The organism is Moraxella sp. 179-F 1C4 NHS, assembly GCF_045370505.1.
Lineage (GTDB): Bacteria > Pseudomonadota > Gammaproteobacteria > Pseudomonadales > Moraxellaceae > Faucicola > Faucicola tetraodonis.
In genome coordinates, this window is record NZ_JBIQEC010000027.1 from 1 (window position 1) to 25,164 (window position 25,164).

General features: G+C 42.4%; 29 protein-coding genes and 3 pseudogenes. 22 read left to right on the top strand and 10 right to left on the bottom strand.

The features are described from left to right. Positions 1-110 precede the first annotated feature (110 nt). The 7 genes from ACH0AB_RS10250 (at position 111) to tnpC (ACH0AB_RS10280) (ending at position 5,936) form a co-directional block, all read left to right on the top strand. A complete protein-coding gene (locus ACH0AB_RS10250; RefSeq protein WP_406878101.1) occupies positions 111-494 on the top strand; it encodes a recombinase family protein in 384 nt (127 codons plus the stop codon). Positions 495-614: 120 nt separating this feature from the next. Beyond that, positions 615-1,037 carry a transposase gene (locus ACH0AB_RS10255; RefSeq protein WP_406878102.1) on the top strand — a complete coding sequence of 141 codons (423 nt, stop codon included), beginning with the start codon at positions 615-617 and terminating at the stop codon, positions 1,035-1,037. Further along, complete coding sequence (tnpB, locus tag ACH0AB_RS10260) at positions 1,034-1,405, top strand: IS66 family insertion sequence element accessory protein TnpB (RefSeq protein WP_406878103.1); 372 nt, start codon at positions 1,034-1,036, stop codon at positions 1,403-1,405. The genes ACH0AB_RS10255 and tnpB (ACH0AB_RS10260) overlap by 4 nt, the downstream gene beginning before the upstream one ends. A 108-nt stretch (positions 1,406-1,513) precedes the next feature. After that, complete coding sequence (gene tnpC, locus ACH0AB_RS10265) at positions 1,514-3,253, top strand: IS66 family transposase (RefSeq protein ID WP_406878104.1); 1,740 nt, start codon at positions 1,514-1,516, stop codon at positions 3,251-3,253. Between the two features lie 32 nt (positions 3,254-3,285). Next, positions 3,286-3,705 carry a transposase gene (locus ACH0AB_RS10270; RefSeq protein ID WP_406878116.1) on the top strand — a complete coding sequence of 140 codons (420 nt, stop codon included), beginning with the start codon at positions 3,286-3,288 and terminating at the stop codon, positions 3,703-3,705. Continuing rightward, positions 3,702-4,064 carry an IS66 family insertion sequence element accessory protein TnpB gene (gene tnpB / locus ACH0AB_RS10275; protein ID WP_099808670.1) on the top strand — a complete coding sequence of 121 codons (363 nt, stop codon included), beginning with the start codon at positions 3,702-3,704 and terminating at the stop codon, positions 4,062-4,064. The genes ACH0AB_RS10270 and tnpB (ACH0AB_RS10275) overlap by 4 nt, the downstream gene beginning before the upstream one ends. A gap of 75 nt (positions 4,065-4,139) precedes the next feature. Then, on the top strand, positions 4,140-5,936 hold the full coding sequence (gene tnpC / locus ACH0AB_RS10280) for an IS66 family transposase (protein ID WP_406878105.1): 1,797 nt from the start codon (positions 4,140-4,142) through the stop codon (positions 5,934-5,936). Here tnpC (ACH0AB_RS10280) and lgt read toward each other — a convergent pair. From lgt to ACH0AB_RS10295, 3 genes and pseudogenes are all read right to left on the bottom strand, one after another. Then, positions 5,932-6,528, bottom strand: a pseudogene (gene lgt, locus ACH0AB_RS10285) (prolipoprotein diacylglyceryl transferase); the annotation flags it as partial. The gene tnpC (ACH0AB_RS10280) and the pseudogene lgt sit on opposite strands and share 5 nt — an antisense overlap. A gap of 183 nt (positions 6,529-6,711) precedes the next feature. After that, positions 6,712-8,184, bottom strand: a complete 1,473-nt coding sequence (locus ACH0AB_RS10290; protein ID WP_406878106.1) for an ATP-binding protein — start codon at positions 8,182-8,184, stop codon at positions 6,712-6,714. Position 8,185: 1 nt separating this feature from the next. Continuing rightward, a complete protein-coding gene (locus ACH0AB_RS10295; protein ID WP_062335130.1) occupies positions 8,186-8,920 on the bottom strand; it encodes a heavy metal response regulator transcription factor in 735 nt (244 codons plus the stop codon). Between the two features lie 324 nt (positions 8,921-9,244). On the opposite strand from ACH0AB_RS10295, the gene ACH0AB_RS10300 reads away from it, so the two are divergent. The 12 genes from ACH0AB_RS10300 to ACH0AB_RS10355 all read left to right on the top strand — a co-directional run bounded on the left by ACH0AB_RS10300 (position 9,245) and on the right by ACH0AB_RS10355 (position 20,605). Then, the gene (locus ACH0AB_RS10300) at positions 9,245-9,571 is read left to right on the top strand and encodes a hypothetical protein (RefSeq protein ID WP_128681699.1); all 327 of its coding nucleotides are present in this window, start codon (positions 9,245-9,247) and stop codon (positions 9,569-9,571) included. A gap of 133 nt (positions 9,572-9,704) precedes the next feature. Further along, positions 9,705-9,977 (top strand): hypothetical protein, encoded by a 273-nt coding sequence (locus tag ACH0AB_RS10305; RefSeq protein WP_060995558.1) that lies wholly within the window; start codon positions 9,705-9,707, stop codon positions 9,975-9,977. Between the two features lie 61 nt (positions 9,978-10,038). Beyond that, entirely contained in the window at positions 10,039-10,629 is a 591-nt protein-coding gene (locus ACH0AB_RS10310) for a c-type cytochrome (protein WP_406878107.1), read from the top strand. A gap of 165 nt (positions 10,630-10,794) precedes the next feature. After that, complete coding sequence (locus ACH0AB_RS10315; protein WP_406878108.1) at positions 10,795-11,433, top strand: DUF411 domain-containing protein; 639 nt, start codon at positions 10,795-10,797, stop codon at positions 11,431-11,433. A 94-nt stretch (positions 11,434-11,527) separates the two neighbouring features. Further along, positions 11,528-13,234: a copper resistance system multicopper oxidase gene (locus ACH0AB_RS10320; RefSeq protein ID WP_406878109.1), complete on the top strand. Its 1,707-nt coding sequence runs from the start codon at positions 11,528-11,530 to the stop codon at positions 13,232-13,234. 31 nt (positions 13,235-13,265) lie between these two features. Beyond that, on the top strand, positions 13,266-14,345 hold the full coding sequence (locus tag ACH0AB_RS10325) for a copper resistance protein B (RefSeq protein ID WP_406878110.1): 1,080 nt from the start codon (positions 13,266-13,268) through the stop codon (positions 14,343-14,345). Positions 14,346-14,372: 27 nt separating this feature from the next. Then, positions 14,373-14,858: a DUF305 domain-containing protein gene (locus ACH0AB_RS10330; RefSeq protein ID WP_406878111.1), complete on the top strand. Its 486-nt coding sequence runs from the start codon at positions 14,373-14,375 to the stop codon at positions 14,856-14,858. 303 nt (positions 14,859-15,161) lie between these two features. Beyond that, on the top strand, positions 15,162-17,552 hold the full coding sequence (locus ACH0AB_RS10335) for a copper-transporting P-type ATPase (protein ID WP_406878112.1): 2,391 nt from the start codon (positions 15,162-15,164) through the stop codon (positions 17,550-17,552). An 80-nt stretch (positions 17,553-17,632) separates the two neighbouring features. Beyond that, a complete protein-coding gene (tatA, locus tag ACH0AB_RS10340) occupies positions 17,633-17,917 on the top strand; it encodes a Sec-independent protein translocase subunit TatA (RefSeq protein WP_011959992.1) in 285 nt (94 codons plus the stop codon). Positions 17,918-17,972: 55 nt separating this feature from the next. After that, positions 17,973-18,359, top strand: a complete 387-nt coding sequence (gene tatB / locus ACH0AB_RS10345) for a Sec-independent protein translocase protein TatB (RefSeq protein ID WP_100271406.1) — start codon at positions 17,973-17,975, stop codon at positions 18,357-18,359. Further along, entirely contained in the window at positions 18,356-19,225 is an 870-nt protein-coding gene (gene tatC / locus ACH0AB_RS10350) for a twin-arginine translocase subunit TatC (RefSeq protein WP_011959994.1), read from the top strand. Before tatB ends, tatC begins: the two co-directional genes overlap by 4 nt. A 90-nt stretch (positions 19,226-19,315) precedes the next feature. Continuing rightward, on the top strand, positions 19,316-20,605 hold the full coding sequence (locus ACH0AB_RS10355) for an ATP-grasp domain-containing protein (protein ID WP_406878113.1): 1,290 nt from the start codon (positions 19,316-19,318) through the stop codon (positions 20,603-20,605). Positions 20,606-21,192: 587 nt separating this feature from the next. Here the strand turns inward: ACH0AB_RS10355 and ACH0AB_RS10360 are convergent. The 4 genes from ACH0AB_RS10360 to ACH0AB_RS10375 form a co-directional block, all read right to left on the bottom strand. Next, a complete protein-coding gene (locus tag ACH0AB_RS10360) occupies positions 21,193-21,441 on the bottom strand; it encodes a helix-turn-helix domain-containing protein (RefSeq protein WP_406878117.1) in 249 nt (82 codons plus the stop codon). Positions 21,442-21,537: 96 nt separating this feature from the next. Further along, positions 21,538-21,672, bottom strand: coding sequence for a hypothetical protein (locus ACH0AB_RS10365; RefSeq protein WP_309574247.1), 135 nt, complete (start codon positions 21,670-21,672; stop codon positions 21,538-21,540). Positions 21,673-21,761: 89 nt separating this feature from the next. Beyond that, the gene (locus ACH0AB_RS10370) at positions 21,762-21,887 is read right to left on the bottom strand and encodes a hypothetical protein (protein ID WP_256713876.1); all 126 of its coding nucleotides are present in this window, start codon (positions 21,885-21,887) and stop codon (positions 21,762-21,764) included. Between the two features lie 99 nt (positions 21,888-21,986). After that, positions 21,987-22,817 (bottom strand): cation efflux transmembrane domain-containing protein, encoded by an 831-nt coding sequence (locus tag ACH0AB_RS10375; protein ID WP_406878114.1) that lies wholly within the window; start codon positions 22,815-22,817, stop codon positions 21,987-21,989. Between the two features lie 81 nt (positions 22,818-22,898). On the opposite strand from ACH0AB_RS10375, the gene ACH0AB_RS11995 reads away from it, so the two are divergent. Continuing rightward, positions 22,899-23,009: a transposase-like zinc-binding domain-containing protein gene (locus ACH0AB_RS11995; protein ID WP_415622344.1), complete on the top strand. Its 111-nt coding sequence runs from the start codon at positions 22,899-22,901 to the stop codon at positions 23,007-23,009. Next, a pseudogene (locus tag ACH0AB_RS10380) lies at positions 23,002-23,130 on the top strand (IS1 family transposase); the annotation flags it as partial. The gene ACH0AB_RS11995 and the pseudogene ACH0AB_RS10380, both read left to right, overlap by 8 nt. A 202-nt stretch (positions 23,131-23,332) precedes the next feature. Here ACH0AB_RS10380 and ACH0AB_RS10385 read toward each other — a convergent pair. Next, entirely contained in the window at positions 23,333-23,929 is a 597-nt protein-coding gene (locus ACH0AB_RS10385) for a DUF411 domain-containing protein (RefSeq protein ID WP_007116040.1), read from the bottom strand. Between the two features lie 240 nt (positions 23,930-24,169). On the opposite strand from ACH0AB_RS10385, the pseudogene ACH0AB_RS12000 reads away from it, so the two are divergent. Continuing rightward, positions 24,170-24,337, top strand: a pseudogene (locus ACH0AB_RS12000) (IS701 family transposase); the annotation flags it as partial. A 294-nt stretch (positions 24,338-24,631) separates the two neighbouring features. Here ACH0AB_RS12000 and ACH0AB_RS10390 read toward each other — a convergent pair. Further along, positions 24,632-24,964 carry a type II toxin-antitoxin system MqsA family antitoxin gene (locus ACH0AB_RS10390; protein ID WP_065253217.1) on the bottom strand — a complete coding sequence of 111 codons (333 nt, stop codon included), beginning with the start codon at positions 24,962-24,964 and terminating at the stop codon, positions 24,632-24,634. Between the two features lie 2 nt (positions 24,965-24,966). Continuing rightward, a partial coding sequence (locus ACH0AB_RS10395) for a type II toxin-antitoxin system RelE/ParE family toxin (protein ID WP_406878115.1) occupies positions 24,967-25,164 on the bottom strand: 198 nt, incomplete at its 5' end.

Sequence of the window (25,164 nt, forward strand, 5' to 3'; positions counted from 1 at the left end):
TAAATTAGCGCCAATTCAGCGCTTTTTTATTCCATTTATTTCACGATAAAGCCAAATAAATCTAAATATGATAAGATATACTAAATATTATTTATCGTGAGAAATTTACTATGAGTTTCATCGGTTATGCTCGAGTATCCACATCGGAAGAAAAACAACTCCTTGACCGTCAAGTTGATGCGTTAACAGAAATTGGCTGTGAGCGAATTTTTGAGGACAAGGCATCGGGAAGTAATTCCCAACGTAAAGGATTGGATGATTGTCTCAACTATTTAAGAAAGGGCGATGTGTTGGTTGTTTTGGATTTAGATAGGTTAGGGCGGTTAGCCAGTGACCTAATTAAACTCATTGATGAATTGGCTGAAAATTGCATTGGATTTAAAGCCATTAACTCACCGATGGATACCACCACCCCTGCAGGTCGAGCCTTTTTGCAGATTCAAGGTAAGCATCCGACCATCCCATCTACCACCATTCTAAAAAATACGAGATAGTGCCCACTTATTTTTAAGTGGGCACTAAAATGGCACAGACGTAAGCATCCGACCATTCCATCTATCACAGTCCTAAAAAATAAGAGATAGTGCCCACTAAAAAATGAAGTGGGCACTAGAATGGCACAAATAGACATAACCAAACCGAAGCGACGAACGTACAGCAAAGAACTCAAGGCCTATCTCGTAGAACAAGCCTTAACAGGCGAACGCTCGATAGCGAGGCTAGCTCAAGGTCATGGCATTAACCCAAACTTATTGCAGAAATGGATAAAAGCTGCCAGAGACGAGAAAATCGCAGCAACTCAACCATTAGCCAACCCAAACTTCGATATTAACCTCATTGAACATGAGCCTGTCTTTCTGCCTATCACCCTGCAATCTAGAAGCCATCACGAACAAACACCACAAGCAACTGCCTTAGCTCAAACCATCACAGGCGTAGAACTACAAATTCCCAGCCATAACGGGACGCCCATAAAACTCACCATCGACCAAATTGACAATTACAGCCTACTCGAACTACTGCGGGGGCTACAATGAACCCCCTTATCAACCCCCAACAAATATGGCTATCCACCGCTGCCATGGACATGCGAAGTGGCAGTAATAAACTACTCGCCTTCATCCTACAGCACCACCCAGGCATCCGCCCAAACTGTGCCTACCTATTTTACAACAAAGCAGGCACCCGGCTAAAAATACTCATCCATGACGGCCTGGGCATATGGCTATGCACCCGAACACTCGATGATGGCAAATTTCACGGACTTGGCGAACGTCTCATGCGACATCACAGCCTAACCAACCCAACCACAGGACTTACCATTAGTCATGAGCAATTTAACGCCTTGGTTAGTGGACTGTCTTGGCATAACCTAGGCAAAGATATACTCACCCCGCTTACCTGACCGTTAGCCTAATCATCAACCAAACCTGGCTTTATCATAAACCCGCTAAATCTCAACTATCACCGCCTATTTACTGACAATGCAGGACGGTTATGGCAAACTACCGCCATGACCACCGCCCACCCATCCGACCCAACTGCGCCAAGCTATGCTGATTTATTAGCCCAAAACGCTCGGCTTCAACAGCAGCTTGACGCACAAAAACAACGATACCAACAGCAAGCAGCGCAGCTCAAACAGCAATACCAACAACAAATGGACGCTCAAAGGCAGCAATACGAAGCTAAGCTTGCTCGCATTAACCAAGCGCTCACTGACGCCATTGCCAAACAGCAACGTCTTATCCATCGGCTGTTTGGGCAAAAAAGCGAAGGCTTAACGCCCAAGCAAGACCACCTAAACAAAGAAACCGCCCTAGAAGACCTCGCCTTACTTGAACAAGCGCATGACAACTTCTTAGCCAAGCTTAGCGATGACGAGCGAGCCAAACTGGTTGCTAGCAAGCCGATTGATACGCAAGAAAAAGGCACACAATCAGAAACACCAACCAAACCCAAACGACAAAAACGCCTCGTTATCCCTGACAACCTCGACATTCACACCATCATCCACGAACCACCGTCAACCACCTGTGAATGTGGCTGTCAAATGACGCAAATTGGTCAAGATGTTCAAGACAAACTCGGCTTTAAGCCAAAGCAGTTTTACCGAGAGCGTCATATTTATCCTAAATACATTTGCCGTAACGCTGAGTGTAACCGTGAAAAGCTGGTTCAAGCCAAAACCGACGCCCAAATCATCGATAAAAGCGTTGCGACGCCTGCGCTACTGGCTCATGTGCTTATCAGTAAATACGCTGACCATTTACCCCTGTATCGCCAAAGCCTGATTTATCAGCGAAGCGGGGTGTATTTATCTGATTCGACCTTGGCAGATTGGGTGGGACGTTGTGGGGTACAGCTTGGGTTTTTAGTTAATCGCTTACGCCAGATGATACTTACCCAACCGATTCTGCATGCCGATGAAACCCCAATAAAGGTGTTAAATGGCTATGGGGTAAAAGACGTGAAAGGCAAACTAAAGCAAGGCTATGTGTGGGCGTATGTGACCCCAAAGCACAGCCCAATCAAAGCGGTGGTGTATGATTTTGCCCAAGGTCGGGGTAGTGAGTATCCCAATGCTTTTCTGCAGGGCTTTAAGGGCAAGCTTGTTTGCGACGGCTATAACGGCTATAAGCCATTATTTGGGCGAGGGGTGATTGAAGTGGGTTGTATGGCCCATGCTAGGCGTAAGTTTCATGAGCTTCATGTGACAGGGCAGAGTCTTATTAGCATTGAGGCATTAGAACTGTTTCAAACCCTGTATGCCGTTGAACGGGAGATTGATGAGCGGTTTGAGAAAAACCAAACCCCACTGCCCAGAGATGCTCAAATAGTTAGGCAAGTCAGGCAAGAGAAGGCAAAACCAGTTGCGGATAAACTTTATGCGTGGTTACAACAGAAACGCTTAGGCACGACTAAGAATGCCAGTATTACTAAGGCAATTGAGTATTGTTTGAAACGGTGGCAGGCTCTGACACGTTATCTTGAGGATGGCAATTTACCGATTGATAATAATTGGGCAGAAAATCAGATGCGTCCATGGGCGTTAGGCAGAAAGAATTGGTTGTTTGCAGGGTCGCTTGAGAGCGGTCAGCGGGCGGCGAATGTTATGTCGCTTGTCCAGTCAGCTAGGCTTAATGGGCTTGACCCCTATGCGTATTTGGCAGATGTGTTGAGTCGTCTGCCGACGCATCCTGATAGCCAGATTGATGAGCTGCTACCACATGTCTGGATACCACCTCAATAGGGGTATGGTCGGGGGCTTACGCACAGACAAACATAACCAAACCAAAACGACGGACATACAGCAAAGAACTCAAAGCCTATCTCGTAGAACAAGCCTTAACAGGCAAACGCTCGATTGCTAGCCTAGCTCAAGGACACGGCATCAACCCAAATTTACTACAGAAATGGATAAAATCTGTCAGAGACGAGAAAATCGCAGCAACCTTATCTCAACCATTAGCCAGCTCAAATATCAAAACCAATCTCATTGATCATGGGTCTGAGCCTGCTTTCTTACCCGTTATCCTGCAACATAAAACCAAGCACGAAATAACACCGCAAGCAACTGCCTTCGCCCCAACCCTCACAGGCATACAGCTTCAAATTCCTAAGCATAACGGGACGCCAATAACATTAAGCATTGCTCAAATTGACACCCATAGCCTTATTGAACTGCTACGGGGCTTACAATGATACAAATCAACCAAATCTGGCTATCCACGACAGCCATGGACATGCGAAGTGGCAGCAACAAACTACTCGCCTTTATTCTAGAAAAACACCATGGTATCAAACCGCACTGTGCCTACCTATTTTACAACAAAACAGGCACACGGCTAAAAGTGCTCATTCATGACGGACTAGGCGTTTGGCTGTGTAGCCGAACTCTAGATGACAGCAAATTTCATGGACTCAGTGAACGTCTCATCCGACATCACAGCCAATCCAACCAAAACACAGGGTTTGCCATCAATCAACAACAATTTAACGCCCTTATCAGCGGATTAGCTTGGCACAATTTAGGCAAAGAGATACTCACCCCCGTCATCTGAATCATAACATTAAAAAATTCCCACTATCACAACCAACTCGCTGACAAGCTATAGTGGTTATGGCAACATAGCGCCATGACCGATCACAGCCCAACCGACCTAACCGACCCTAGCTACGCTGAACTATTGGCTAAAATAGCCCTGCTTGAACAACAACAAAAACAGCAGCAAGATGCGTATCAACAGCGTCTACGAGAGCAGCAGCAACAATACGAAAAACAGCTTAAAGCCTATCAGGTTCAAATCGAACATCTCATCGAAAAACAAAAACTGCTCATTCACCAACTATTTGGACAAAAGAACGAAGCATTAACGCCCAAACAAGACCATTTGGGCAAAGAATCTGCTCTAGAAGACCTATCTGCCCTTGAACAAATTAAAGACAATGCTCAAGCCGAGCTTGATAACGACAGCCATACTGCATCGACAAACGAATCGGTCAATACAGATAGCCAAATGCTTATCACCCAAAGTGAAAGTAAGCAAACCGACACAAACTCAGATGACAACAAACCAGCGAAACCCAAACGCGAGCGGCGTATTGTCATCCCTGATAACCTAGAAGTCCGAACCATCATTCATGAGCCTGAATCAATCACTTGTGGTTGTGGCTGTCAAATGAAACAAATTGGCGAAGACGTACAAGACAAACTCGGACTTATCCCTGCTTGCTTTTACCGTGAACGCCACATCTATCCCAAATACGCTTGTCAGCATTGCCAACGTCAATCTTTTAGCAAACAGCCAATTGACGACACCCAAAACCAAAATCACCGCCTAATTCAAGCCAAAGTCCCTGCGGGGGTCATCGTTAAAAGCATTGCCACCGCTGAGCTACTAGCTCACATCATCATTAGCAAATTTGCTGATCATCAGCCACTATACCGTCAAAGCCTAATCTATGGGCGAAGTGGCGTGCATTTATCCGACTCAACAATGGCAGACTGGGTAGGACGCTGTGGTGTCGCCCTTGAGCCACTGGTGAAACGCTTGCATGAATTACTATTAACCCAACCGATTCTGCATGCCGATGAAACCCCTGTCAATATTTTAAAGTTTAATAACAATAAGGGTAAGTTAAAGCAAGGCTATGTTTGGGCGTATCTGACCCCACAACATTGTCAAAGCTATGGTGGTTTTAAAGCCGTGGTGTATGACTTTGCCGAAAGTAGGCGAAATGAACACCCCAAAGCCTTTTTAGATAAGTGGCAGGGTCAGCTCATTTGCGATGATTACAATGGCTATAAGTGTTTGTTTAAACAAAAGCAAGCGGTTATCGAAGTCGGCTGTATGGCTCATGCAAGACGTAAATTCCATGAGCTTCATATCAAGGGTCAGAGTTTGGTGGCTCATGAAGCGTTGGCATTATTTCAAAAGCTGTATGCGGTTGAATGCCAGATTGATGCGTTATTTGAGAAAAATGAGACGCCAAGCCCTAGAGTCGCTACAACGGTAGTCGCCATCAGGCAACAACACGCAAAACCGATTGCCAAAGCGTTATATCGTTGGTTACAGGAAAAAAGGTTAGGCACAACCAAGAACGCAAGTATTACCAAAGCAATCGAGTATTGCTTAAAACGGTGGCAAGCTCTGACACGTTATCTTGAGGATGGCAGTTTGCCGATTGATATGAGAAGCACTGCTTCGCAAGGGGCAGAGATGCGTCCATGGGCTCTCGGGCGTAAGAATTGGTTGTTCGCAGGATCGCTTAAAAGTGGGCAGCGTGCTGCGGTGATTATGTCGCTTATCCAGTCGGCTCGTTTGAATGGGTTGGATGTTTATGCCTACTTGTCTGATGTGCTTAAACGTCTGCCTACCCATAAAGATAAGGATATTGATGAGCTCCTGCCTCATGTTTGGAAATTGCAATAGGGGTTGGTCGGATGCTTACTATGTATTGACCATTGACTTCAATCATCAATTCTTGCAATTGTGGATTGCTCTGTAATTGCTCCATATCAAACGCCGCGGCTTGCGGAAAGTAGGTCAGCCAGTTATAGCCACCGTCTGAGAAACGACCCCATAATTCGCCATTGATATAGTTGCCGATACGCCCAAACAGTAAGCCGGTTGGTACACAAGGAACGATAAAATCGAATACTTGAAAGGTAGTCTTTTTATATTTACGGGCAAAGAACCACATACCTAGCATGACGCCGATAAAGCCGCCGTGGAAAGACATACCGCCTTCCCAGACTTTTAATATATAGGCAGGGTTTTGGAGTAATTCACCGAACTGATAAAACAGCACATAGCCAATACGACCGCCTAAGATGACACCAAGCGCGCCATAAAAGACTAAGTCAGAGACCATGTCGGTGGTCCAATTGTCGCGTTTGGTACTGCGATACCAAGCCAAACCGTAAGCGGCAGCAAAGGCTAGCAAATACATTAGCCCATACCAGTGCACTTCCAATGGACCCAAGGAAAGCGCTACGGGATCATACTGAGGATGAATCATCATAAAGGCATCATAATTATTGGTAATAGAATGTATGAAATAGGCTTATATAAGAAATTTTTTGTCCAACAATTGAAAAGTACAACTATCGCAAGTCAGAATCTCATCTTATGGATAGAGAGACCTTCCAAGTAAACTCGCCTTCGATCTAATCTGAGCGGTTCATAGACAGTATGAAGGTATTTACTACCTGGCAATCAACAACTTTACAGCAACCTCAAAAAGACACTCATCTTTGATAGTAATACTAACTTTGCCATTATGAGCATTGGCGATAGCTTGCACAATAGATAAGCCTAAGCCTGTTCCTGAATGCATCGTATTCGTTTTATCATGACGATAGAATCGCTCAAACAGTTTATCGGCTTCAATCTGATTTAATGGTTTGTCTAGACGGTTGGTCATAGTTATTCTTAACCAGAGCTGCTCTGGGGATTGAATATCGTCTTTTGGCGCATTAAGCGAGGTGCTTGAAGTGAGGACAGTAGCGGATATCATAATAGTGCTATTACTAGCCGCATAATAAATCGCATTTGACATCAGGTTGGCAAACAGCCGTTGCAATAAGCCTTTATCACCTAGTACTGTTTTAAAATCACCCGATTTTTCAAAGATTATCTCACGATCCTCAGCAATCATCTCATAATAATCTATAAGCTTTGTGATCAAGCTCTCTATATCGACATGACTGATTTGCGAATCACTCAGCTCTTTTTGAGTTTTTGCCAGTAATAACATATCGTTAATCATGGCGGATAACTGCTTTAACGTATCATGCTGATGATGCAATTGCTCAATGTATTCGTCGCTTTCTCTTGGCTTAGTTAACATGACTTGCGTTTGCGTACTCAGCGTCGCTATTGGCGTACGTAGCTCATGGGCGATATTGTCTGAAAACCGTGATAATGATTCAAAGTTACTTTCAAGCTTGACCATCATAGAATTATAAGACTCCGCTAGTGGACGTAATTCTAACGGCATATCGCCAACCACAATTCTTTCATCTAACCTTTGAAGATTAATGCCTTTCATCTTTTGTACGATAGTAGCTAGGGGAGCAAAACCCCAGTGTACACTTAGTGCTGCTACTGAAACCAATAATAAGGTAATGGCGATAAGTATCAAGCTCAGCTGGCGATTAAACTGGATAAGATATTGATGATGCACATCGATAGGTAGAGCAATAAATGCCAAAACCTCTTGATGTGTAACGATAATGGCTCGGTAATCCCTATTATTTATCTTGATCATAAACTGCTGATCGCGATAGTCCTGCAATAGTTGTAACAAGCTAAAATCTGCCGGTAGATCATTGATGAAATTACTGGGATTGCTGGACAATAAATTGCCGTTTTTGTCTGATATTAACGTTTTTAAATCATAGTCTAACCAAGAAGAATGTAGATGATTGGCATCAATTAGCGCTTGCGACTTTGACACTGTAAAAGGTTCTATGTGATCGTTAAAATTCACCATGCGTTTACGCAGGTTAAAAGCTGCATGGGTAATAATCTCTGAGTCCATTTGCTCAAAGTGCTCGTTAACAGAGCGCTGAACCCATATATAAATAACAACTTGAGAGATAACAACAAATATTGTCAGTAAAAAAACAGTACGCCATAACAAAGGCCAGCGTTGATTCTTAAATTTATCTCTCATTTTATTTTAGATCATCTTTGTTGGTGTCATCGTCGCCCATGCTACTGTCTGCTCCGACATTCAGTGGCTCTAATCGATAGCCCATACCGCGTACTGTGTGAATAAGCTTGGTGTCAAAACCATCATCGATTTTTATCCGTAGCCGTCTTATAGCGACGTCAATGACATTTGTATCACTGTCAAAATTTATGTCCCATACTTGTGAGGCAATCACAGTGCGTGGCAGTACCTCACCTTGACGTTCTAAGAAAAATTGTAATAAAGCAAATTCTTTAGCAGTCAATTTTATGTTGGTATCGCCTCTATATACAGTGCGTTTAGCAATATCCATTTTTAGGTCAGCCATATGTATGACAGAGCTTTTATAGTCTGATTGATTGGCACGCCGCAATAGGCTTTTTATTCGGACAATTAGCTCGGCAAAAGCAAAAGGTTTGGTCAGATAATCATCGCCACCAATTTCAATGCCCTTAATCCGATCGCTTAAATCATCTTTAGCGGTTAAAAATAAAACAGGCGTATGCTTTCCAGCAGCACGGTAGCGCTGTATCAGCTCAAAGCCGCTGACGTCAGGCAGCATCACATCCATCACCACCACACTAAAATCTTCAGTCATTAACGCATGATAGCCATCTAAACCTGTCATGTGATGATCCACGATGAAACCGGCCTCAGTTAAGCCTTTCTTAATATATTCTCCAAGGTTTTTCTCATCTTCTACTAACAGTACTTTCATCGTTGCTTACCTTTATATCATTATAGTTGTCAACAGCGTATCACTAACATTGTTAGCTTATCAGCCATATATTTATCAGGAACCCTTGTTATAACAGTGTTCTTTGGATAGAGACAGATGCTGGTATTTGGTTTTAATGACAAGAAGATGACAATATTATGCTGTTCCTAACGAACATGTAATATCCGTGCCATCTAGCTGTCAGCCACCATTTAGTATTCTAAATCAACACCGCATAGAGGTTTGTCTCTGATACAGACCATCTCTACGAGTGAAGAACTATCGTACTTAAACAGTTTGTTATTTATCTTTAAAGGACCTTATATGAAAAATTATAGTTCATTAAAAAAAGCAGCTTTACTTTCAGTATCGATGTTAGTGGGCATGTCAGCTGCCAATGCGCATACCACAAACTTAGATGCTTCTGTTCTTGGTAATTGTGATGCGCTCACTAGTTTTGCAAGAAACGCAGATCATAATGATGCACAAATGTCCAAAGAGCAAAAGAAAAGTTATGTCGACGCCAGAGTGGCTTGTCAGGTTCAACATCAAGATCAACATTTGCAGTCTGAAAAGTATTTTTTGAAAAAATATGGTAGAGATCGTGATACAAATGCTGAAGCCATATTAAATGAATATATCGCGCATTAAAATCTAAAGCGGTGAGAATGACAGCATTGTAATCTTAACGTCATCTACCAGTCAGAATGATTAATGTATCATTTAGGCTAGTTTAACAGCTATTGAACTCAATAGTCTTTAATCCAAACAATAGGAGTTAATCATGTCACAATTTAAATTACTGTCTAAATCAATCGCAATGACGGCCATCGCTCTTGTCGTATCGACCTCAGCTATGGCGCATGATCCAAAATTGCATGCTAAAGAAGATCAAATGAACTGTGAAAAGATGAAAAAGCATATGGATATGATGGGAAAAATGGATCATAGCAAGATGGATATGAAAGATCCTGCTATGAAAGCAATGATGGCTAACATGGGTAAAATGAAGCAAATGTACCAAAAACACTGTGTTACTAACGACAGTAAATCTTAAAAATTTTAGCTCTGTTAAATAGCAGTCAACACTTAACGGAAATAAATTTTTAGGAAAACATATGAAATTTTTATTGGGTGCGCTCTTTACTGTATTTGTGGCAATCGTTAGCGTGTTTGCGATTGTTACCAGTGGCGTTGTCAATGTGGGAGCTGACCAAGAGCATAGCCCAATGATGTTTAGCTTTTTGGAAACCGCTCGCAATCGTTCCATAGCAAATGCCAGTAAAGATATTGTGGTACCAGATTTAGAGAAGGTCGATATCAGCTCTGGGGGCGCGGACTATAAAGATATGTGTGCAGGTTGTCACTTATCTCCGGGAGTGGACAAAACTGACTTTAGCGAAAGCTTATATCCAAAGCCACCTAACTTCACTAAGGCTGAGATCGTCAAACGTTATCAAACAGAAGACGGTGCAAAGCAAAGCTTTTGGGCAATCAAACACGGAATTATGGCTTCGGGAATGCCTGCATGGGGCGCCTCTCATGATGACGCTAGAATGTGGGCAATGGTTGCTTTTATCAGATCGTTACCTAAATTAGATGAAGCTCAGTACACGATGCTAACCACTAGGATAGATGGCGATATGATGGACATGTCATTTGATGGTGATATGAATATGTCGGATGATGGATCTGGAATGCAGCATTAATACTTTCTAGATATGAAAGCCTCCTAACTCACGGTTGTCGCTATCACCAATGTAGTACTGAACAGTGCTGCATTTAATGTTTTTAGTTAAGTACATAAGAATTCAAATATAGGGTGTAAGTTTTTAGAATAGCGAGCATAACAATAGACGTTTAGGAGTAATTTAATGAGACATTACACACATGTGTTTTCTAATGGACATAACTGGTTATCCGGTCGTGTCCTTTTATTGGTGGTGACATCGTCACTCTCGTTAACGCTAGCCGCTTGCAGCCAATCTAATATCAGTGGCTCTGATTCTCAACCAGTAAAGGTTGAACAGTCTGCTGCCCAGAATGCACAAGTACAGAATGAAAGTTCTGCTCCTGCAAATGCTCCCGTTAACAGATCGTCATCATTACTCAAAAACGTCTCAGCCACGGTTTATAAAGATGCCAACTGCGGCTGCTGCAAAGAGTGGGTAGGCTATGCAGAAGGTAATGGATTAAACGCAACCACGCAAGATGTTGCAGATCTATCCTTATTTAAGGAGCGTTATGGCGTACCACAGCAAATGCGTTCTTGTCATACCACCGTTACCACCGACGGTTTTGTCTTTGAAGGGCATGTCCCTGCTAAACACATGGCTGAATTCTTAGCAAATCCTCCTGCACAAGCTATTGGACTTGCTGTACCGAGTATGCCGGTTGGTAGCCCAGGTATGGAGTATGAAGATAAATTCATGCCTTATAAGGTAATGCAGCTTAATAAAGACGGCACCACAGAAGTTTATGCCGCTATTGAGTCTCCTCAGCAGCAGCTGTAGTGTTGGCTTAGATGCGAGTAGATTCTGTTAAATATGGAAAATATTATAACTATAAGCTTAACCACCATCTCTCAAATTAAATAAGGTTATCATTATGAATAAACAGAACATACTGAACCGCCGACGTTTTTTAACCGGATCCTCTGCTGTCCTTGGTGCCTCCTTGATGCCGACTATTGCTAGTAGCGCACTGGGACAATCGAGTCGCTCAGGCAGTCAGGGCGCTACGATTAATAGTGATCAAAACACCCATAAAGTACCTGTATTGACAGGGAAAGAGTTTGATTTATACGTCAGTAAACAGTCCGTTATTGTGAACGGCAAAAAGAGCATGGCGACGCTCATCAATGATTCACTACCAGCACCGACGCTAAAAATGCGTGAAGGCGATACGGTGGTGATACGTGTTCATAATCAGATGGATGAATCAACCTCTATCCATTGGCATGGAATACTATTACCGTTTGAGATGGATGGGGTGCCGGGCATTAGCTTTGATGGCATTCCTGCGCACAGCACCTTTACTTATAAATTCAAATTAAAACAATCAGGCACTTATTGGTATCACTCACACAGTGGGTTCCAAGAACAAACCGGTATGCTGGGTGCCATTGTGATTGAACCTAAAGGGCGTGAGCGTCATCCTATCGACGAAGACCATGTGATCGTCCTTAGCGATTGGACCAGCCGCAACCCGCATAATCTCTTGAAGCTGCTCAAACAGCGCTCAGACTTTGACAACTACCATCTACCAGACTTCAAAAAATTGCTTGCTGATATTGCTAAAACAGATCTGAAAACCGCGTTTGATGAGCGCAAAATGTGGAATCAGATGCGCATGATGCCCACTGATTTTACGGACTTGTCGGGTGAAAAAACCTTTACCTACCTTATCAATGGCAAAACGACCGCAGCTAATTGGGCGCAAATCGTCAAAGCAGGACAGCGCGTTAAATTACGCTTTATCAATGCCTCAGCACAAACTATCTTTGATGTGCGCATACCCGGTCTCAAAATGACTGTGGTGGCAACCGATGGCATTGATGTCGCCCCAGTTGCGATTGATGACTTTCGCATTGGCGTGGCTGAAACCTATGATGTCATTGTCACCCCGACCAAAGATGCGCATACCATATTTGCCCAAAACATAGACCGTTCGGGCTATGTCGCAGCAACGCTTGCCACCAAAGAAGGTGCTCGTGCGGCAACGCCTGCTATGGACAAAATTGAATGGCTCACCATGGCAGATATGATGGGTGCTATGGGTGCTAATGGTTATAAAGCTAAGCACGCTAAAACAGAATATGACTTTAAGTCTGATATGCGTGTGGACAGTCCACGTATGAACCTTGACGATCCAGGTATCAACCTGCGCAATATTAATAGAGAGGTATTGAATTATAGTCAGCTACGCTCTGTCGATGAGGCAATATTTGCGGAGCAGCGCAAGCCTACCCGAGAGATCGAGCTACATTTAACCGGTAACATGGAGCGCTATATTTGGGCGTTTGATGGGGTTAAATTTAGTGAGGCGACGCCGGTCAATATCAAGCCGAATGAGCGCGTCCGTATCACCTTAGTCAATGACACAATGATGAATCATCCGATGCATTTACATGGGATGTGGAGCGATTTGCGCATGCCTAACGGCGAGTTTCAGGTGCGCAAGCATACTATTATGGTGCAACCGGCACAAAAAATTAGCTTTGATGTCACAGGAGAAGCTGGTCGATGGGCATGGCATTGTCATCTGCTCTATCACATGGAAGCCGGTATGTTTAGAGAAGTGGCGGTCGTTTAAGCAAATCTTTGGTTGATAGGTGAGAGATGAGATGAAAATACATAAAGTAGGTTTACGGTTCGCCGGGGTATCATCATTGGTATTATTAGCATCATCATTTGCTAATGCTGCTGACCCGTCCACGGTTAAAAAAGACATAACTATGTCAGGTATGGACCATGGCAGCATGGATATGTCAGGCATGGACCATAGCAAAATGGATATGTCAGGCATGGACCATGGCAAAATGGATATGTCAGGCATGGACCATGGCAGTATGGATATGTCAGGCATGGATCATAGCAAAATGGATATGTCAGGCATGGACCATGGCAGTATGGATATGTCAGGTATGGATCATAGCAAAATGGACATGTCAGATATGGACCATGGCAAAATGGATATGTCTGGTATGCAAGGTGGTAAAGCTCCAGCTGATGCTCGCAGTCCTGACTATTCAAACGGCGTTCCCTATGGACGCTATGGTCAGCCTATGATGATGGGTGATATGCCGTTATGGGGTGTTTCTGTAGAACAGTTGGGCTATCAGTTTGATGACGATCAGATTAACTATGAGGTGGATGCTTGGTATGGAAAAGATGAGCGACGCCTAGCTGTACGCAGCGAAGGTAGTGTTCAGACTAAGGACGATAAAAAAATTGATAGTCTGACCTCACTGGCTTATTGGAAGCCGCTAAGTATTTTTTGGAATGGTGAAGCAGGTGTCGCTTATGATACCAAAAACGATAAGGCTGCCCTTATGGCGGGTATCGTAGGTACTGCACCATACTTTGTTGAAACAGATGCAAGAGCCTATCTCTATACTGATGGTCAAGTACGTCTTGACTTAGGTACGGCATATGAGTGGCGTTTGACTCAGCGTTGGGTTGTCAGACCAGAAGTAGGGCTGACAGCCTTTAGTAAAGACGATACTGATAACGGTATTGCTAAAGGGTTCAATGATTTTGACGCTGAAGTTAGATTAATGTACGAGACTTTAAATCGTCAACTGGCACCTTACGTCGGTGTGAGCTATGAGACGGCTCTTGGCAGTGCGCGTGGCCAGCGGCGTCAAGAAAATGAATCGGTTGATAGCAGTAGTTTGACTGCCGGTGTTAAATTCTGGTTCTAACATTATTAAAATAATAAGGGGTATATTATGAATACTTCAAATCAAGGTAACATGAATCATCAACAGGGCATGAATCCTTATGTGAAGTTCACTTTGATGATTCTGACGTCTACGATTGTAATGTTTATCATGATGTATTTTAATAGCTATCAGCTGGATCATGTTTATTTTAGTGAGACCCGAGCCTATATGGCATTATATATGGGCGCAGTCATGGCGATTATCATGCTCGCCTTTATGAGCAATATGTATAAAAAGACTAAGATTAATTTACTGGTTTATGGAATAAGTGTAGTAATGTTTGCTGTAGGTATTTGGGGTGTGCGTTCCCAAGCAACGGTTGATCAAGTCGATTGGATGCAAGCCATGATACCTCATCACTCGATTGCCATTTTGACGAGCTCAAGAGCAGATATTGAAGACCCTAGAGTACAACAGCTCGCTGACGATATTATTAAAGCGCAAAAGCGTGAAATCGCTGAGATGCAAGCGCTTATTGAAGAGCTCGAATAGACGGCTATATATAGAGGTATGGCAAGCTAAGAAATTGATTATGAAAAAATGGTGATACCTGGTATCAGCGCTATAGTCTTCGCTGGTACCTTTACCTTAAAAGGACAGATTGCACAGATAATTAATGTGATTTTTTACCTACCCCTTCAACTGCAGTAACTGCTCTTTGTTTTACTGTTCTTATTTCAAAACCTCTTATTCCTATATCGAAATGTTCAATATCTGTCGATTGCTATTTTTGAGTGAGAGTGCTTTAAGAGTTGTACTTATTATCAATATTTATTGTCTTCAAGGAGTGGTTTTATGAAACATATTGCCGATGAAAAATCTATCAAAGGTGGTCAGTACGATAAAGTACCGGAAAATTATAGCGGTACGGTCTATATTTGTCCTATGCATCCAGAAGTAAGAGATGTTGAAAAAAGTGACTGCCCAATATGTGGCATGTTTCTTAAACCTGAAGACGAAGTTGCTAAAGATGATAGTCACGCTAGCTGTCATGGAAAGGATACTGATAGTAGCGGAGTAAAATCTGTTAAAGGCGGTAAATACGATAAAGTACCTGCTGATTACGATGGCACGGTATATACCTGTCCTATGCATCCTGAAGTGAGAGACGTTAGAAATAGCGGTTGTCCGATATGTGGTATGGCGCTTGAGCCCGAAACGCTTACTATCGGTGAAGAGGACACCTCAGAGCTTGACGACATGACTCGTCGTTTTTGGATATGTACCGTGTTGACTGTACCGCTATTAATATATGTTATGAGCGGTATGTTTGGAGTTGACTTTAGTCAGTATGGTATACCTTCACAGGTTTTACAATGGGCTGAGTTGGTGCTTGCGACCCCTGTAGTGCTTTGGGGGGCCGCCCCGTTTTTCGTTCGTGGCTGGCAGTCTATAAAAAGCCGCAATCTTAATATGTTTACTTTGATTGCGATAGGCGTAGGCGCTGCTTATGTTTTTAGTATTGTCGCGACCTTTTTTCCCAATATTTTCCCAGACAGTTTTAGAGACGCTAGTGGTCAAGTCGGAGTCTACTATGAAGCAGCAGCTGTCATTGTAACCTTAGTATTGTTGGGTCAAGTATTAGAGCTCAAAGCCAGAAGCCAAACTTCAGGTGCGATTCGAGCATTGCTTGAGCTAGCTCCACCGACTGCAAGACGTGTTGACGAAAACGGAGAAGAGATCGAAGTCTCGCTTGATGAGGTTGTCAGTGGCGATAAGTTACGGGTTAGACCAGGTGAGAAGTTGCCCGTAGACGGTACAGTGATCGATGGTAATAGTAATGTTGATGAATCAATGGTAACGGGTGAACCAATCCCTGTATCAAAAGTAGCAGGAGATACAGTGACTGGTGGTACGGTAAATGGCACCGGAACGCTATTAGTCGAAGCGGTCAATGTTGGAGCAGATTCAGTATTATCTAAAATTGTACAAATGGTTGCTGAAGCCCAGCGTAGCCGCGCACCTATACAGAAATTGGTAGATAAGGTAGCTGGGTGGTTCGTACCGATCGTGCTTATTTGCTCCGTCATTACCTTTATTGTCTGGGCGATATTCGGCCCTGAGCCCGCTATGGCCTATGCTTTGGTTAACGCGATTGCGGTACTGATTATTGCTTGTCCTTGTGCCCTTGGTCTAGCGACGCCGATGTCCATTATGGTTGGTACCGGCAAAGGCGCGCAAAACGGCGTCCTCATCAAAAATGCTGAAGCGTTAGAGAGGATGGAAAAAGTCGATACCATTGTCGTCGACAAGACCGGAACACTGACCGCTGGTAAGCCCGAGCTTACCGCAATTAATGCGCAGGTAGGTCAAGATGAAGACGAGTTCCTCGCATTGGTAGCCTCAGTAGAAAGCGCTAGCGAGCATCCTTTAGCAGAAGCTATCGTTAGAGCAGCTCAAGAAAGATCACTCATTATTCCTAAAGCTACTGACTTTAATTCGACTACTGGCGAAGGCGTACAAGCCGTGGTCGATGGTAAGAAAGTCGCTATTGGTAACTCTAAGCTTATGGAAAGCCTAAATAGTTTTGATAATGAGCTGTCCACTAAAGCTGATGTCCGTAGAAAAGACGGTGAAACGGTAATGTTTGTGGCTATAGACGGTAAAGCTGCTGGTATTATTTCAGTTGCTGACCCTATTAAACCAAGCACTAAAGAGGCTATTTCACTGCTTCATGACGCAGGTTTAAAAGTTGTGATGCTAACCGGTGACAACGAAAAAACCGCGCAGGCAGTCGCCAATAAACTAGGTATTGATGAAGTTCATGCGGATGTCTCACCAGAGGATAAAAACCGTATCGTCAAAGAAATGCAAGACAGCGGTAAATTGGTCGCTATGGCGGGTGATGGTATCAACGACGCACCAGCGCTAGCGCAAGCTAATGTTGGTATCGCTATGGGAACCGGTACCGATGTGGCGATGGAGAGTGCGGGCATTACTCTGCTAAAAGGTGATTTAATGGGCATTGCCAAAGCTTATAAGCTTAGCCACGCCACCATGCGCAATATCAGACAGAATCTGTTTTTTGCCTTTATCTACAATGCACTTGGTGTTCCTATTGCCGCAGGTGTGCTCTATCCCATATTTGGGATTCTGCTCAGTCCGATGATAGCAGCGGCAGCGATGAGCTTGTCGTCATTCTCGGTGATTGCTAACGCGCTGCGATTGCGCCGTTTGAAACTATAATTCTGGTACGGTAAAAAGTGTTCTAAAGCACACTAACACATACTGGTCTAAACAAGATCACAAAATATAAGGATACCGTTATGGGCAGCTTTTCTATTACACATTGGCTGATTTTATTGGTCGTAGTGGTGGTCGTATTTGGTACTGCCAAGCTTAAAAATGCAGGTAAAGATTTAGGCGGTGCGGTGAAGGGTTTTAAAGAAGCGGTCAAAGATGAAGAACCCGAGAATGCTCGCAAAAATCATGTGCTTAGCCATGAAAATAGTACGCCAGCTGCAAGTAATGATTTAAATACGCGTGTAGGTAATCAGGCTGATGATATGGAAATCAGCCCTATTTCCACTGATGACCAGCCTAAAGTATGAAGCGCGCCGCTTATAAATAGCGGCACTAAGTAGTCTATTAATATATGTGACTGTTATGTTTGATATTGGGTTTTCCGAATTACTCTTGTTTGGCGTCATTGCTTTAATCGTATTGGGCCCAGAAAAACTGCCGCAAGCCGCACGTACCGCTGGGCAATGGTATGCCAAACTGCGCCGTACAGTATCCACCCTACAATCTGAAATAGAAGCTGAGCTTGATCTAGCTGAAACACGTCAACAAATGCAAAATGAACTTGCGAAAATCCGTCAGACCGAGTCGGATATGAAGCGCGAATTAGCAGAAATGCGTGGCAGTATGCAAAAGTTTGAGCAGTCACAGAACCAAAGCCTAGAGGCCTCACATCAGTCAATCACCCCTTATGATAAAGACCATCAACAGAATACTACCTCCTCGTTCATTAAACAGGAGGCGGATCAGTGAGCCTATTTAAACGGCAAAAAAGTCGACAAGAAAAAATAACAGATATAGAGTTTGAGGCGCCAACAGATACAACACAGAATAGTGAGTCTGGAGATACGTTAGGTACGCTTGGCGATATGCCTATTACCGGACATTTAATCGAGCTGCGTACGCACTTAATAAGAATATGCGTGGTCGTCTTAATTATATTCTTAGTATTGGTGGGATTTTCACGCGAGCTTTATAATCTTTTATCAGACCCATTAGTGGCGCAGTTACCCATCAATTCGACCATGATTGCCACTGATATAACGTCAAACTTTATGGCACCCATTCGCTTAACGATATTCGTCGCCGCATTTTTAGCAATGCCTTATATCCTGTATCAAATTTGGTCATTTGTAGCTTCCGGCTTATATAAAAAAGAGAAGAAAATTGCCATTCCTGTACTGCTATCTTCGATATTTCTATTTTATGCGGGTGTTGCTTTTTCCTACTTTGTCGTACTCAAAGGGGTATTGAAATTTTTTATTATGTTCGCTCCGCAGAACGTTATACCAATGACCGATATTGACAGCTATCTGAGCTTTGCCCTCAAGCTATTTATGGTGTTTGGACTGACTTTTGAGATTCCAGTGGTTACCTTATTGCTGATAATGGCCGGAATCGTTTCTACTCAAATTTTAGAAGATAAGCGTCGTTATATCATAGTCGGCTGTTTTGGGATCGCCGCGGTAGTGACACCGCCTGATGGTGTATCAATGCTGTTGTTGGCGATTCCTATGTGGCTATTATTTGAGCTGGGTTTACTCTTAGCAAAGATATTAATTAAAAATGAACGAAATAATGATTTAGTCTCAGGGAATGAAACATTAGAAAGTAGCTAGCACTACTTAAACACGCCAAGAACCTTTTTTACTTTTTACTTTTTACTAGAGTATGTCAGCGTGAGTACTCTACTTAGCGACGGACTCTAAATGGAACACCCAACTAATAACAACGAAAAAAATGACGGTCTTGCAAATCGACTTAACCAAGAGTGCTACTGCATTACCCTTGATCGTAAAGCGCTTAATACAAGCCTTCAAGATCAATTGGTAGAAACTAGAAACAATCCAATAGGAGCGAACGAGCTTAATAAGCTTTTTTCAGCAACACCCGTGTTCGTTCCCAAAACAGAGATAGAGGCGATGGAGCGAATCGTCAGGGCTATCGAGTCAGCTGCCGAACTGCCATTGTATCAAGAGCAAGTGCTGTCGTGGGCACCAGAAATAGCTGCTTTCGACCCAGGCCCAATAGGGGCCCTCATGGGTTATGACTTTCACTTGGGTAGCGATGGACCTCAGCTCATCGAGGTCAATACTAATGCCGGTGGCGCATTTCTGAATGTGTTGCTCGCTCGCGCACAAAAACGCTGTTGCAACCCCTCAGAGCAAAGCGCTGCAACCAATCAAATGCTAGATAGGTTCGAGGAAGCAGTGTTTGACATGTTCAAACAGGAATGGCAGCGACAGTCCGCTGTTGCTATGCCCAATCGGATAGCCATTGTGGACAATGACCCCGAGAGTCAGTTCATGTTCTTAGAGTTTGAGTTAGCCTGTCAACTGCTCCAAGCTAGAGGTATTGATACTGTGATACTTGATCCCTCTGAACTCGAGTATATCGACGGTACGTTAACAGCCTATGGCCAGAAAATCGATATGATTTACAATCGGCTTGTCGACTTTGCATTTGAGGACCCTGACCATGTATTGCTTAAGCAGGCTTATTTAGAGGGTGCTGTGGTAGTGACACCCAATCCCCGCGTACATGCTATGTTGGCCAATAAGCAAAACCTGACATTGCTATCAGACTCCCAAATATTGCGCTCTTGGGGTCTGGATGAGGCTGCAGTGGAGTGCCTCGAAAGGTCTGTACCGAGGACTAAGATTGTATCAAGAGACGATGCAGCAGAGTTGTGGCTTACTCGGCGGCAACTGTTTTTTAAGCCAGTTGCTGGTCATGGAAGCAAAGGCGTTTATCGCGGTAGCAAACTGACTCGACGCGTCTTCGAAAACATTCTGGATGAAGATTATATCGCACAGACCTTTGTCCCTGCAGGAGAGAGATCACTCAAAATTGATGACATCGTAACAACAAGAAAGGTAGATATACGTCTTTATACGTATGGCGGAAAACTGTTACTACCTGCTGCGCGTGTGTATCAAGGTCAGGTGACTAACTTCCGTACGCCAGGCGGTGGATTCGCGCCTGTCTTTCAGGTGTGATCGTCTAGGTCTTATTTAGATGGCATTAGGCTGTTATAAGTCCGGTTAACTAATTCAATATTCTTCTTACCTAACAAAAGATGGTTGTATATTTATGATTGTCTATTACTTTCGGCACGCTTTTCAAAACACTTCGAAAACAATTGGAGCTAGAGATAGCAGTAAATGGGGTCAGCACAGAATTCGGAGAAAATAGTACGCTAAGGAATTTTGTTTATTAATAAGTTTATTAAAATCAAAGACTTATTTTTTACCCTTTGCCTTTTTAATAGAGATGAATAATATGCAATTTAATTAAGAGTATTTTCATAAATTTATTAAACAACAAACACATAAAATTCAATAAATGTACCTAGCGTACAATATGAACCGAATTACGTGCTGACCCCAAGTTGATACGATTCAATTTGTCCAAAAAACGAGGGTTTTTTAGACAATTTTATTTAGGCGAAAAAACAGGGGCAAATCGCCCCTATTTTTATCAATTAACTTGTCTACAAATCAGCATCCAATAAATATATAGATAGGCCCTATTAGAAAATTTTAATTAAAATCAACGAAGGGTAGTTACTAAAAGGCTTCAAGTACTACGCCAAATGAGCAATCTCATCAATTAACTCAGGCTTTTTACCCAATAATTTAAGTAAAACTTGAGCTGAACCGCTGGGTTTACGTTGTCCTTGTTCCCAAGATTTTAACGTATTGACAGAAATACCTAAGGCTTTGGCAAATTGACTTTGTGACAAACCTGCTTGATGACGGACTTGAGCCGTATCTGATATTTCTGTCGTACGTGCAAAGATACCTGCTTTGATTTGGTTCAATGCTTCAATCAGATTGTCTCGCTATGCGACTAAATCAGGTTCATCATCAATAATCGCTTGAACAGCTGCTTCAATATCGAAGTCTTTAGGAAAATTTGTTTTCATCGGTTATCTTTTTAGCTTTTGAAGCTCACTTGGCGATATATTTTCTTGTTCATTTTTTGCGTAGAAGTAAGACATCACAATCAGCCTATCTTCTAATACATTAAAGTAAATGAGACGAACGCCGGTATTTTCAATCATAAAAAGACCAAACAAATTTCCTTAGCGTGCTATTTTCTCCAAATTCTGTGCTGACCCCATGTAGGTTTGAATTTTATTAGTGTCCTAAATTAGTTGACCACCACCAGATTCTTATCAAAGACTTCATCATCTATTATTCGCCAAACGGCAACTTGCTGATGGTCTTTGGTGGTGACTAGATTTAAAGTTTGTTCAATCATTGCTTGAGGTCTCATATCCTTATGATGTTTATTTGCTTCAAACCCAGTTACTTTACACTTAGCGGTTTAATTAAGCTACTTACTTGAGCTATTTGCTTCAGTTATTAGGCTTGGCTACTTACTCAACTTCAATATTCTAAAGGCGCCCTGAATAACTAAAGCAAATACGATGCTACCAATCATCAAATCAGGCGTACTAGAGTGTAACCAATTAACCAAAATCCCTGCAACAATTACCCCTAAATTGATAATCACATCGTTTGAAGTGAAAATCGTACTGGCTTGCATATGGGCTTCTTCTTTGCTTTTCGATTTTTGTAGTAAATAGAGGCAAATCGAGTTTGCAATTAGCGCAAGAATCGATATGACTATCATGGTAGAAAAGTCAGGTAACTGCTCATTGCCAAAGAAACGTCTTAGTACTTCTAAAAAACCAAGAATCGCCAGCGTAATTTGAAAATATCCGGCAATTCTAGCAATCCGTTTTTTCTTAATGACCGTTCCACCGACCGCAAATAAGCTAATTCCATACACGAAGCTATCTGCTAACATATCTAAGCTGTCGGCGACCAACCCCATCGAACGAGAAATCAGTCCCGTGCTCATTTCAATAATAAAGAAAGCAAAGTTAATGACCAGCACTATCCATAGTAGCTTTCTTTGCTCAGCATCTTTTTTGTGACTAGAGTCAGCATCAACTTTAAAATTATTGTTGGAATCAGAGGGGTCAATGGTTTCGGTCGAGAGTAAGGTGTCTCCTAATTTTAGGTCATGAATAGCAGTCTCTATCCCTTCTATATTGTCATGATGAAACACAGTTAATTGACGGTTAGGAATGTCGAACTCAAGATGCTCAATATTCGAGTGGCCCTCTAATTTCATTCGGATTAGGTTTTCCTCCGAAGGGCAGTCCATCTTCGATATTTTAAAAGTTGTTTTATTCATAGCTACATTTATATCCGGGTGGTGGTTCAAAAACTAGGCTGGAAAAAACAGGCTGAGAAATTGATAAATAGTGAAATGCAAATGACACTATACATCAAATGCCCAGCCTGTCTAAGTGACAATATAAAGAAAAATGGTTTCAAAAGCTATGGTAAGCGAAACTATAAATACAAAGACTGCAAAAGGCATTGAAGGTAATAATTGCACTATCAGACATCGAGTAAGGCGAGCATTTAGGCGAAGTTGTAACTTTCCTAAAAAACTGGAAAATCACTTTAAAGCCTTTGATTTAGCTTTCTTTGATGTGGCCTGATAAATTAGGCATCAGCATAGAATTTGGATTAAAATAAGTATCCGACCACCCCGCCTTTCTCACATTAGCAGAATGTGGGGTAACTGCTTATGATGATTAACTAAATAACTTACTCAATCTGCTGTAATATTATATGAGAGCCACGTCCTATAGCCGGACGTGACCCAATCAGTGTTACCTAGCGCTGTACTGGCTAATATCTTCAATATTGTTCGTTTGCTTGTTTAATACTAGCATAAGGCGCGGTACTACCGTCTTTTTTTATCAGCATAATAGTATAAGGACTGAATTGATCACCCATTTCCATGCCTGGACTACCCATTGGCATACCCGGTGTGGCTAGACCAATAGCGTCTTTGGGCGGGTTTTGTAGGAACTTATCCATATACTTGACCGGCACATGACCCTCAAACACATAACCGTCTTGGCTTATGATGGTATGGCAAGAGTACATTGACGTTGGTAATTGATGCTGCGCTTTGATCGCTGTAACTGCCTCATTACTGGTGACTTTGTCAACAATCATCACACCGTAGGATTTAGCATGCTCAATCCAACTATGACAACAGCCACAGTTCGGGTCGCGATGTACCGTTAACGTATTGTTTTTCAATGTATCTGAGATTTGAGTTTGAACGTTAGGAATGGTGGTTATCGCCTGACGCTGCTGAGTTGTTTGAGGCGTTGAGGCGATGGTATCTGTTTGACTATTTTTCGCGACTTGATTGCCACAAGCGACCAAAGATAACGCTGATAAGCTGACGAGGATTGAAAATTTAATAGAATATTTATTTGACATGATAATCTCTATTGATAAGTTGGTTTCAGCTCAAACGTGACGGGTAACGCTAAAATCACTGGTTAATCTGTAACTTTGAAATCACTAAATGAGTAAATGCCAAAACCTTATGCTTGGCATTTATAATTAGGACTTACGCAAAAAGCATAAAATTTTGCGAAAGCGGATAAAAATATAGTAGCATAAAGAGATGAAGAAAAAAGCTATCACCCGCTTAGATTAGACTACTGTCAATATTTACTGGTAAGCCAAACCAATTACACCCTTACCAACTACGCAGAACATCATCCTGAATCAATTAGTCATGACCGCATCAATCGATACCTACGTCATGACAAACTAAAACCCAAGCTCGTATGGGAAAAAGTCAAAGACGACATCGTATTAGACGACGATGGCTATGTAGTGGCATAATAAAGCTAGACAACCGATAAGAGATTATAATGGGGTTACCCCAGAATTCGGAGAAAATAGTACGTTAAGGAATTTAGTCGAGTATTTTTAAAATTGATAAAGGTCAAGGTGTCTAAAAAACGTTGGTTTTTTGGACACTTCCATTTAGGCGAAAAAACAGAGGCAAATCGCCTCTATTTTTGTAAATTAACCTGTCTACAAATCAGTATCTAATAAATATGTAAATAGACCCTATGAGAAAATTTCAATTACACTCAAAGAAGGGTAGTTACTAGAATGGCTCAAGTACTATGCCAAATGAGCAATCTCATCAATTAACTCAGGTTTTTTGCCCAATAACTTAAGCAAGACTTGAGCTGAACCGCTCGGTTTACGCTGACCTTGCTCCCAAGACTTTAAAGTATTGACTGAAATCCCCAATGACTTGGCAAATTGACTTTGCGACAAGCCTGTCTTTTGACGAACTTGGCTGACTTCCGATACGGGTGCATACCGTCCTTCTCGTAATTGAGAAAGTGATTTGGCTAAACTGTCCTTAATCACAATCGCATCAGGATCATCTTGAATCACTGCCTCGACAATATTGGCAATATCTACGTCAGAGAAATTAACAGGTTTCATAATTAGTTTCCTTGCTTTTCATTTTTCAAAGATTTTAATTCTTTGGCAGAAATGTTTTCTTTTTCATTTTTCGCATACACAGCTAGACAAACTATCAGTCCATCATCCAGCATATTGTAGTAGATAACTCGAACCCCACCCGACTTGCCTTTACCACTGGTTGCCCAACGAATTTTACGTAAACCTTTGCCATGTTGAAT